Source organism: Acaryochloris sp. IP29b_bin.148, from assembly GCF_028285565.1.
GTDB lineage: Bacteria > Cyanobacteriota > Cyanobacteriia > Thermosynechococcales > Thermosynechococcaceae > Acaryochloris.
The window spans coordinates 1-9,832 of sequence record NZ_JANQOY010000102.1 but is presented as its reverse complement, the minus strand read 5'-3'; the positions used below and the strand labels follow the sequence as shown (position 1 = coordinate 9,832).

Sequence of the window (9,832 nt, the reverse complement as noted above, 5' to 3'; positions counted from 1 at the left end):
GAATGCACTTGAGCTTGCTATTTACTGTTAAGGAGTAATTCATGGCCCAATCCCCCCAGGACATTCTGAATTGGATTAAAAACGACAATATTCAAGTCGTTGATCTTAAATTCATTGATATGCCAGGTATTTGGCAGCACCTGACCCTTTATCAGGATCAAATTGACGAAAGTAGCTTCACCGATGGTGTTGCGTTTGATGGTTCTAGTATCCGGGGTTGGAAGGCCATCAATGAATCGGATATGGCGATGGTGCCCGACCCAAAGACCGCATGGATCGATCCGTTCATGGAAGAGCCTACACTCAGCATGATTTGTAGCATTCAAGAGCCTCGCACCAAGCAACCCTACGATCGATGCCCTCGCTCTATTGCTCAAAAGGCCTTGGATTATTTAGCCAGTACCGGTATTGGCGATACCGCATTCTTTGGTCCTGAAGCTGAATTCTTTATCTTCGAAGATGTACGCTTTGACCAAACTGAAAATTCTGCTTACTACTACGTCGACACCAAAGAAGGTCGTTGGAACTCTGGAGCCGTTGAAGAAGGCGGCAATCTAGGCTACAAGCCCCGCTATAAGGAAGGCTATTTTCCTGTTTCTCCTACCGATACCCTGCAGGATATGCGGACAGAGATGCTCTTGACAATGGCCAAGTGCGGGGTACCCATTGAAAAGCACCACCATGAAGTAGCTACGGGTGGCCAATGCGAACTGGGCATCAAGTTTCAGCCGATCATCGAGTCGGGGGACAGCTTGATGATCTACAAGTATTGTGTCAAGAACGTGGCTAAGAAGTATGGCAAGTCAGCCACCTTTATGCCCAAGCCTTTGTTTAACGACAACGGGTCTGGAATGCATACCCACCAGTCTATCTGGAAAGCTGGACAGCCCCTCTTCTGGGGAGATGGCTATGCCAATCTGAGCCAGACAGCCTTGCATTACATCGGTGGCATCCTCAAGCATGCCCCAGCATTACTGGCCCTCACTAATCCCACCACCAACTCTTATAAGCGGTTGGTTCCGGGATTTGAAGCTCCTGTTAACCTGGCCTACTCTCAGGGCAATCGCTCTGCATCCATTCGAATTCCGCTTTCTGGTCCTAATCCTAAAGCGAAGCGTCTAGAGTTCCGTTGCCCAGATGCCACTTGTAATCCGTACCTCGCCTTTGCTGCCATGCTTTGTGCAGGGATTGATGGGATTAAAAACCAAATCGATCCAGGTAGCTCTTTGGATGTTGATATTTATGATCTCAGCCCTGAAGAGTTAGCCAAGATTCCTTCTACACCAGGATCCTTATTAGAAGCCTTAGAAGCTTTGCAAAATGATCACAACTTCTTAGTGGACTCGGGTGTCTTTACCAAGGACTTCGTTGAGAACTGGATTGAGTACAAACTCGATAATGAGGTTAATCCCATGCGGTTACGTCCTCATCCTTATGAATTGTCCTTGTACTACGATGTCTAGGGTCGCATAAGTCCTTTAACTCCAACACGGATGTTTCCCCAAAAAGCTACCTGAGAAGGTAGCTTTTTTTGATGAAAAGTCATCAGGAGTCTATATATTTCTTAATGTTTCATGTATGACGTGATCGCAAGATCTGCACTCAACAGTAGGCATTGAGTGGTGTATCTAATGTTCAAGGCCTGCTGCTCCTGCAAGGGGTCAGGCTGGTAGTGAATCATTTCCGGTGTTTTCCCCGTGAATCGTCAGCGTTTAAGCCATGGACATCTTCATAATTCTTGCTTCTGTCTCAAAGGTGAAAAAAACGTGCTATCTTGTCCGAGATTACAGTGAAAATCAGCTCTGGGATGATTTTAGGGAGCAAATTGTCCTTAGACTTTATTCGCAATGTTAGCAGGCACTTTTTTTCGCTGCCTTCAGTTGTTCACATCCTAACTTTAGGACCTTGGGTTGAAATCGTTCTCAACCTTGCTTGAGGTTGTGACACTGGGCGTAGTGGTATTGAAAGCTGCTGCTGCCTTGCCCGTCCCCTTGCAATGAGTGCAATTCTGCCAATACCATGACTCTCCAATCGCCGGAATCTGCTTATGATCCACGCCAGCCATCGACTGACTTAACCCTTGATGGGGGTATCAGTGCCACCTATAACGCTGAACGACAGGAAGAATTGCGTCGGCTTGCTCGGCAAAAAAATCTTGAAGCTTTGACTGACCTCATTAATCAATGTTTGAGTGAACACTCCATTCAAGTGGCTGATCTTGAGTTCAAATCAGAGAAATTGCAGCTGAGTGTGGAATCAGCTGAGGTACCAGAACCAGCAGTGACCCTCCCCTTATTGCGTGCTTATTTAAGTCAATTGCAATTGCCGTCTGTGACGACCGTAACGGTCTACGGCCAGAAATTGAGACAAGAACTCCCGTATTGGATGGAGACCATTGAGCTGGACTTGCTGTTCATCGAACCTCAAACAGAAGCCAAGGCAGCTTTGGAAGGTCTAGCAGGTCAGAAGCCCCCCGTAGTGCTTCCTGAACCAGACCCATTCCCCAGTGAAGTTGCACTGCAACTGACAGAAAAGTATGAGGCGGGTGAGCGAAACTTTGCTCAAATCAATCTCAAGGATGAAGCCCTACCCGGCATTAATCTCACCTTGACTGATTTACAAGCAGCTAATCTGGTTTGGTGTAATTTGAGAAAGGCTAGCCTTAGCCATGCCAATTTGACCAGCGCCGAATTACGACATGCCGATTTGACGGATGCCAATCTGCAAGGTGCGACGCTACAAGGAACTGATTTACAAGGGGCGAAATTGCAGGGGGCTAATTTGAGTTGGGCTGTATTGAGGGGAACCAATTTAACGGATGCTGACCTGACAGATGTTAATTTCCAAAATGCGACTCTGGAGCGCGTAATTATGCCAGATGGAACAATTTTGGATTAGTTGCAGCACTCTACCTCTAAAGAGGAAACTCTGATGAGCAAATTTGCTCAAATGCACATCCTTCAAGGGGAATGTCTCAACTGAGCTCGATGTCTAATACTGACCCAGTAAAGCCGGATTTCTCTCTCGTAATCCAACCCATTCCACCGCTGTTGATCGCACCTTACCCACTGAGGTAGCTCTCAAGGCTCAGCTCCATCGCCAACTGAATGACCACCAGGACTCCAGTTTAAGTATTCTTGAACAGCTGCTTGAAGGCGAACGGCGAATTTTTTGGATCCTGGGCCTTAAAAGAGGGTAGTGCCTTCCAGTCGATAAAGATTCATCTGCACACTCTTCAAGTAGGAGCGAATTGTACAGCATCACTGACTTGCACTTTCCTCAGGAGACGTTGAGGGGGTTCAATCAACATTTGGGACGGCTCCAGCTTCGCCCATATCGCTTGCTTGAGGGTGATATTGCCTTAGGGATTTGAGATGTTAGGGATTCCGATCGAGTGCCCGTTCCCCTCCCCAGCGCTCAACAATTTGATCATCATAATCATCAGCCGCAGCCAAAACGGCATCCACAGAGGCTTCTAGCTCTTCGGGGTCACAGGTCGATCCCACAATGGTATGTTCAAATAGGATGTCGCCTGCGTCATTGACTGAAAACGCACCAAACCGCATCTCTGCATTCTCTCTTAACAGAAAGGTTTGTAAGTCAGCCGCCATTTTTGCCCCTGAGACAACAGTAGAGCGAATATTGATAACGCTATCCTCTTGCCAGGGATGAATCCGAACCTCCACCCAAGCAGACCCCATAAACAAACCAAAGCCAGGTTCGTCTAATTTCTCCCAGGGAATTTGCTCAAAGAGGTCATCCATCCAGCTAGATACTTTGGTATGGCACTCTTGTTGAGCTTGTGTTTGAAATTCCATTCCAGTCCTTACTTATTCCAGCGATTTTTCAATAACAATCGTGAGACGCGCCGCAAAAATACCGACGACCCCAAGTACAGTCAATAAAGGCACGGTAATCGTCCCCACGACGCCAACGCCGACCCCTACCGTCAAGGGAATTTCAACTAAAGACCGTCCGGCATCGGTTTTGATAATAATTTTACGGACATTGCCTTTTTTCACCAGTTCCTTGATTTTGTCGATCACAGAACCGCTGCTCAGTTTAAATTCCTCAATCCGGGCAGGATCGCTAGGGGTGACATCAATCGGGGGTTGATCAGGGATGCGATCGCTAGGTTCACTCATGGGGTGGATCTCCGGGAAATAGCTCAGTCAATCATTTTTTAAACGTTAGAGGATGGGATGAGGGGTACACACCTAATCCATAACACCCCCTTGAATCAGCGATGAGGTCAGCATAGCATTCCCTGACAACGCTTTAACCTCTGCGAGTAAAGCATTCCGGCGGTCTTGCAACGCTCGGTCTAGTGCAGGTAGGTATATCGGTGTAGGCATCATCTCTGCAAAAATTTCGCTCATCACTCCATTATCAATGATGAGAAAGAAATCGGTGGGATTCGGACCGTCTGTATGTCTGCTCAAGACACCAAAACCGGCTCGTTGGCGGTGATACTTGCGAACGATGGGATAGTCTTGGAGCCATTGCTGAAAGGTCTGAGCTTGCGTCATGCCTTTTAAGGTAGTCTGCACGAGTTCCGCTGAAGGGGGCGTGTTCGTCCCCACTAGCCAAGCCTGGGTAACCAGGGCTTCTCGGCGGTCAGGTGTTAACCAAGCTTGTAGCATGCTGCGAGCTGCCATTGGCAATTCCTGAGGGACATCGAACGGGGTTCCAGATGGTGTCTTAAAGGCAGTCAGCAAGGTCCGACTGAGGGCACTACCGTAGGGATCTAAGTCAGCTTGGGCCGCGTCCAAATTGCCACGCCACCACTGCAAACTACCGCTGGCCCGGTGAAGATAGGTCTTCAAATCGTCCGAGTGGGTTTGCATCAACTGGTTGTGTGCCTGCTCTAAGCGAGTGAGGAGTTGAGCATAGAGCGGTTGCAGCGGTTGCGATCGCCAAGCTGGACTTGTTATCCATAAAGGATTCCTTAAGCACTCCAAAGTCATTGCTTCCATGGCTAAATCTGGTTGACCTTGGGCCAATAAGCTTAACCCTAAGCCAAAGAAGACGCCTCGTTTGGCTGGCACTAGCTCCGCTGAACGAACAAACTCAGCGGTCGCCTTTTTCGGATCACGCTGCATATAGAGCCAAGCCAAATTGGTATGGCCAAACTCTTGATCAGGGGAGAGCTGATTCCCTTGGATAAAATGCTGAGTTGCCATTGGCAACAGGGTTTGACGAAGCTTGGGATCCTGGGATTTTAAGCCCAAATCTCCTAAATTCCAACCTAACTGGTAGGCATAATAAGGTTCCCACGGCACTTTGGTCTGAGCTTTATCTAGATATTGACGAAACTGATCCAATTGCTGCTGCCCCAAAGCCGCAAATCCTTGACTAGAAGCAGCCCAACCCCAATGAATCGGAACCAACCACAGACTCGTGGCTAACACGACTCCTAGTAACGTTCCAGCCCACCAACGCCCCCTTTTTTTGACGGTCTGAGCATCGCTGTTAGAGGGCGGAGAAAGCGCTTGGCTTTCGTGCTGACTTCGACAAGTAGCTGCCAATACCCCTAAGCTGATCACCAGGAAACCGCTGATACCCACATTGTCGAGCTGATAGTCTGTCAGACAGACAACGCTATAGCCCAGTAGCCCCGCCAGCAAACTTTGCATCTGAAGACGGTCTTGGGCCGCTAGGGCTGTAGATGAGCCTGTGCATCGCCAGCCTTGGTAGATCAGCCAGCCCAACAACAGACAAACTGGGACCATACCCGCTAACCCGAGTTCTGCCCAAATCTGAGCCACCGTACCGTGAAGCTGATAGGCATGCTCCGCTTCTAACCCGGCCCACGTTGGACGATAGGCTTGGTAAGCCAGGGGTACGCTCCCGGGTCCCATGCCTGTCCAAGGATTTTGCAACCCCATTGCCCAACCTGCCTGATGGGTAATGATGCGATAGGCCATATCTCCTCCGGAGCGACCTTGGATGAGATTGCTGACTTGGCTGCTGAGGCGATTGTTGGCTAGCACTAAAGCCATCAGCATTCCAAAACTGGCCACACTGCCACCGAGAAGCCAACGACGATTGATCCCACGGTAACGAGAGAGCGCGACTCCCAGATAAAGACCACACACCACACACCCTATCCAACCGCCCCTAGAGCTGGTGGTATATAAATCTAACAGTCCAAGACCAAGACTAATGGCCCATCCCCATCGCCAACGTCCCGCTTGGGTCATACACAGCCCCAACAATAGCGGTAAAGCCAAGACTAAATAGCCTGCCACGTAATTTTGATGACCAAAGGGCGCCCAATTGCGTAATTCTAGAGTCGAGAAATTATAGCTAGCCTGCACTCCCGCTTGTTGAAGGGCACGAAGACGACTCAGCTCTGGCAATAAGGTTTGGGTGATCCATAGGGTTAAGCTGAGGAGAATAAAGCCTGAACTCAACAGCCCTTGCATCACCAATAAGCGTTGTCGTCGCTCAGGGGTTTGACACCAGGCACAAATGGCATAGATCGCAGCCAATCCGCCTAAAGCGGGCCAAGCATACCAACGGGCCTGATTGGGAAAGGGGGCAAATAGGGTAGAGAGCACCAGGCCGATCACCGCGATCGCCACGATCCAATCCAACCCTTGTTTAAGTCGAGGAAAATGTTGGGTGTACCACAGTTGCCCAGCTAACCACAGGAGGGGACAGACCCAGGTGACTTGCCAGATCAGCACCCAGGGCCAAACCACCATCAGACTATGGCTATCGGGGATCAGGGTAAAGAGCGCATACAACCCCATGCAGAGGCAGGCTAATAACGATCCCCCCTTGGCGGTCGGCCTACGGATGGGCTGATCTGGATCATCAAATTCTGAGGTTGAAGATATGGCCATAGCAATCATTGGGTACCTTGAGTCAGATTACCCGAATGGCTAGGCTGAGCTTACAAATCAAAAGGGTTGAAGGCGAAGGGGATGACGACCATGGATCGACGGCAGTTTTTGGCAATGACGAGTGGAACTGCTGCTCTGCTGGCCTATAACGCATCAGATCCCCCCCTCTCGTTAGGCTCAACGTCCGCCCCAAGGATTAAGTTGCAGGCGTGGACGGCAGCCGGTCAACCCATGCCGACCCAGGTCTTAAACCAGACTTTTTTCCTGACCTTGGCAGATGAGCCGATTCCCAATCCCCCTCGCCAAGTAGAGAAGGGGACCTTATGGTCTGTGCCCCCATCCTTTCCCTTTGCGATTGTTCTATACCTATCGGTGCAAGGGTTTGGCAATGTTGTCCTCTATGCCGACAATCAAGGCCGAGGATATACGCCATCGGATTTCCCACTTAATCTCAATCTAGCCTGTGCCCAGTCTCGATTAGGTCGTGTTCGGCGTGCGATCGCAACCTGGCAACAGCAAGGGTATCAATGTTCATCCCAAATCCAAGCTCAGCTCCGTCAAGCTGAAACATTCCTTCAGCAAGCGTTGGCTGCCTCAACGCCAAAAGAAATGGCTGCCCTTGCCAATGATTCTTTACGTGAAAGCCTATGGGCGGGAGAAGCGGCAGTCTTTGCCCAAGCTCAATATCAAATTAGTTGCCGTGGGCATCGGCCCAATTTCTTATTTGGCTGTAATTTTTTTCGGCATCCAGAGGCGGGCTTGGCCTATGACCAACGATTCAAAAAGCTATTTAACTTTGCCACCCTTCCCTTCTATTGGCGATCGTTTGAACCCGAACAAGGCCAGCCAAATTTTGCCAAAACCGATGAGATGGTGAACTGGCTAGAACAGTCAGGAATTACTCCTAAAGGTCACCCGTTGGTTTGGTTTCATGAAATCGGGTTGCCTGATTGGGCCAGAGACAAGCCTTATGCGGAACTGCAAGACCTATTGCATCAGCGAGTCAGGGACATTACTGGACGGTATTTAGAACGCATTCCTTACTACGACATCATCAACGAAGCCCATGATATTGATTGGGCCAATATCATGGGCTTCTCGGCTGAACAGCAACGCCAAATGACTCGGTTGGCTTCAAAGGCGACAGTGGCAGGATATCCAAATCTGCAGCGAATCGTGAATACCTGTTGCCACTGGGCAGAATACATCGCTAGAGGCCCTCAACATCCCCCCCTCCAAAGTGCCTATCAATATCTGCAGACCTGTATTACCACCAATATTCCCTTCGAAATTATTGGGATGCAATTGTATTATCCCAATCAAGACATGTTTGAGATCAATCGACTCTTAGAACGATTTAGCCAACTGGGCAAACCGATTCACATTACTGAATTGGGCGTTTCTTCCAACACCACTCGGGCTCAAAATACCCCTTTCCCCAATCCACCCGGCCTTTGGCATGCACCTTGGAGCGAAGCAGTCCAAGCCGACTGGGTAGAGCAGTTTTACACCCTGTGTTACAGCAAGCCTTATATCCAAGCAGTCACTTGGTGGGATCTGGCAGATGGCGGGTTTTGGCCCCATGGAGGGTTAATCCGATCTGACTTTACCCCCAAGCTTTCCTATCTGCGCCTGACAACACTGCAAAAGAAATGGCTAGCCCTTTCTTCATAAAGACTTGCCTTAACGCCCACTACCCAATGGGTGACCAAAGGAACTTATAGATCAATTTCTTGCATTAACCAAAAGCCTGCAAATTCCTCAGAGTCCGGGCTCGACTGAACCGCAACAAAATGTACTTGTTGAGCGGCCTGCTTAGCCCGCTCAAATTCTTCAATCTCTGCCACCAATTGGGGATCATTCAAAAAGGCGATAATCCAGCGATCGCTTAAACCGGTTTCTAGCAGCAACTGAGACTTAGGCTTTCTTTCTAGCTTTAAACAAGCCAGCTCCAGTCCCGACATCCATGCGGCTAACGGCGTAGCGCGTTTCGAAAAAATTAACAATCCGGGAATCACTGTATCAGCAGGGAGATTCATCTGCTCTAGCGGGACGCCTTCTCCAAAGGCAATTTTCCACTCATCCATTTCGGCAAAGGCACTCAGTTGGAGCGTGACTAAGCGCCAGCCTTCTCCCAACAAAGCATCCGGTAGAGGTTTAGGCAAAGTCGGTTCAAAGGTGGCAGGGGCAATCATCATGGGCTGATACCCAGGATGTTGGGGATAGACCTTTTCCTCCCGCTCTCGCAACCATTGATAAACGGCAAAGGTCCTCCGGCTAGGCTGTGATGGAATATCTAAGGCATCACAAGCTCGGGGAATAATACTTTTCATCGAACGTCGAAAGAAACGAATTCGTTCCGGGAACTCTTGCTCTGACAGCGAATTTTCCTGGCGCCATAGGGGCAACGCTTCGGTTAACGCTTCTTGTAACCAGCGGGCATTCGCTTGTGAGCCTGAACAAACCTTAGTGAACTCAAACTGACGTTGGGCATCACAGACCAGCAGCTCCCAAATCTTTTTTTGTTGGTCGTCTAAAATGGGGCGCGAATAAAAATCAATTTCCCAAACTTTACTCATATTGATGTCAAACTCTAGATGCTTTGTGTAACGCCAAGTTATGGGGAATGAGCAAGCAACCCCCTAGGGTCTTTAGTAATCACCTACTCCAGGGTACTCTGTAGACTGCTCAGAAAAAAATGTATCGTTCTATACAGAATTGCGCCCCCTACCACTGTTGAATCGATTAAATTAGCGGGTTGGGTGACCCTCTAGCCAATTTTGCTCTTTTGAGAGATTGGGCTTATCTTCTTTTAGATCGTTTAATTGCTTTAGTATTCAATATTTAGGAATGGCTGAAGTCTCTACATCTAAATCAACTATTAGAGCAATTGGTTGTCCATCGTTTATCTAGGAAACGTATTGTGGTGATGTCTAAGCCAGTTAAATCGAGGTCAAGAAACCTCAATCGCAGGAAACGTT

The 9,832-nt window shown here is 49.0% G+C and carries 7 protein-coding genes; 3 read left to right on the top strand and 4 right to left on the bottom strand.

Going from position 1 to position 9,832, the window contains the following annotated elements:
- Positions 1 to 41 precede the first annotated feature (41 nt).
- Both glnA and Q0986_RS09720 read left to right on the top strand, forming a co-directional pair.
- Positions 42 to 1,463 carry a type I glutamate--ammonia ligase gene (gene glnA / locus Q0986_RS09725; RefSeq protein ID WP_299408914.1) on the top strand — a complete coding sequence of 474 codons (1,422 nt, stop codon included), beginning with the start codon at positions 42 to 44 and terminating at the stop codon, positions 1,461 to 1,463.
- A 556-nt stretch (positions 1,464 to 2,019) separates the two neighbouring features.
- Positions 2,020 to 2,898, top strand: a complete 879-nt coding sequence (locus tag Q0986_RS09720) for a pentapeptide repeat-containing protein (protein WP_299408911.1) — start codon at positions 2,020 to 2,022, stop codon at positions 2,896 to 2,898.
- A 479-nt stretch (positions 2,899 to 3,377) separates the two neighbouring features.
- On the opposite strand, the gene Q0986_RS09715 is transcribed toward Q0986_RS09720, so the two are convergent.
- The 3 genes from Q0986_RS09715 to Q0986_RS09705 all read right to left on the bottom strand — a co-directional run bounded on the left by Q0986_RS09715 (position 3,378) and on the right by Q0986_RS09705 (position 6,851).
- Positions 3,378 to 3,818 carry a YbjN domain-containing protein gene (locus Q0986_RS09715; RefSeq protein ID WP_299408908.1) on the bottom strand — a complete coding sequence of 147 codons (441 nt, stop codon included), beginning with the start codon at positions 3,816 to 3,818 and terminating at the stop codon, positions 3,378 to 3,380.
- A gap of 12 nt (positions 3,819 to 3,830) precedes the next feature.
- On the bottom strand, positions 3,831 to 4,145 hold the full coding sequence (locus tag Q0986_RS09710; RefSeq protein ID WP_299408905.1) for a DUF4342 domain-containing protein: 315 nt from the start codon (positions 4,143 to 4,145) through the stop codon (positions 3,831 to 3,833).
- A gap of 72 nt (positions 4,146 to 4,217) precedes the next feature.
- Complete coding sequence (locus Q0986_RS09705) at positions 4,218 to 6,851, bottom strand: O-antigen ligase family protein (protein ID WP_299408902.1); 2,634 nt, start codon at positions 6,849 to 6,851, stop codon at positions 4,218 to 4,220.
- Between the two features lie 81 nt (positions 6,852 to 6,932).
- Between Q0986_RS09705 and Q0986_RS09700 the strand changes: the two genes are divergently transcribed.
- On the top strand, positions 6,933 to 8,525 hold the full coding sequence (locus Q0986_RS09700; RefSeq protein ID WP_299408899.1) for an endo-1,4-beta-xylanase: 1,593 nt from the start codon (positions 6,933 to 6,935) through the stop codon (positions 8,523 to 8,525).
- 44 nt (positions 8,526 to 8,569) lie between these two features.
- On the opposite strand, the gene Q0986_RS09695 is transcribed toward Q0986_RS09700, so the two are convergent.
- Positions 8,570 to 9,430, bottom strand: a complete 861-nt coding sequence (locus tag Q0986_RS09695) for a Tab2/Atab2 family RNA-binding protein (RefSeq protein ID WP_299408896.1) — start codon at positions 9,428 to 9,430, stop codon at positions 8,570 to 8,572.
- Positions 9,431 to 9,832: the final 402 nt, after the last annotated feature.

What these genes read in the sequence shown, in the direction of transcription:
- glnA (WP_299408914.1), top strand. Translation starts at nt 42, where the DNA reads ATGGCCCAATCCCCCCAGGACATTCTGAATTGGATTAAAAACGACAAT.
- Q0986_RS09720 (WP_299408911.1), top strand. Translation starts at nt 2,020, where the DNA reads ATGACTCTCCAATCGCCGGAATCTGCTTATGATCCACGCCAGCCATCG.
- Q0986_RS09715 (WP_299408908.1), bottom strand. Translation starts at nt 3,818, where the DNA reads ATGGAATTTCAAACACAAGCTCAACAAGAGTGCCATACCAAAGTATCT.
- Q0986_RS09710 (WP_299408905.1), bottom strand. Translation starts at nt 4,145, where the DNA reads ATGAGTGAACCTAGCGATCGCATCCCTGATCAACCCCCGATTGATGTC.
- Q0986_RS09705 (WP_299408902.1), bottom strand. Translation starts at nt 6,851, where the DNA reads ATGGCCATATCTTCAACCTCAGAATTTGATGATCCAGATCAGCCCATC.
- Q0986_RS09700 (WP_299408899.1), top strand. Translation starts at nt 6,933, where the DNA reads ATGACGACCATGGATCGACGGCAGTTTTTGGCAATGACGAGTGGAACT.
- Q0986_RS09695 (WP_299408896.1), bottom strand. Translation starts at nt 9,430, where the DNA reads ATGAGTAAAGTTTGGGAAATTGATTTTTATTCGCGCCCCATTTTAGAC.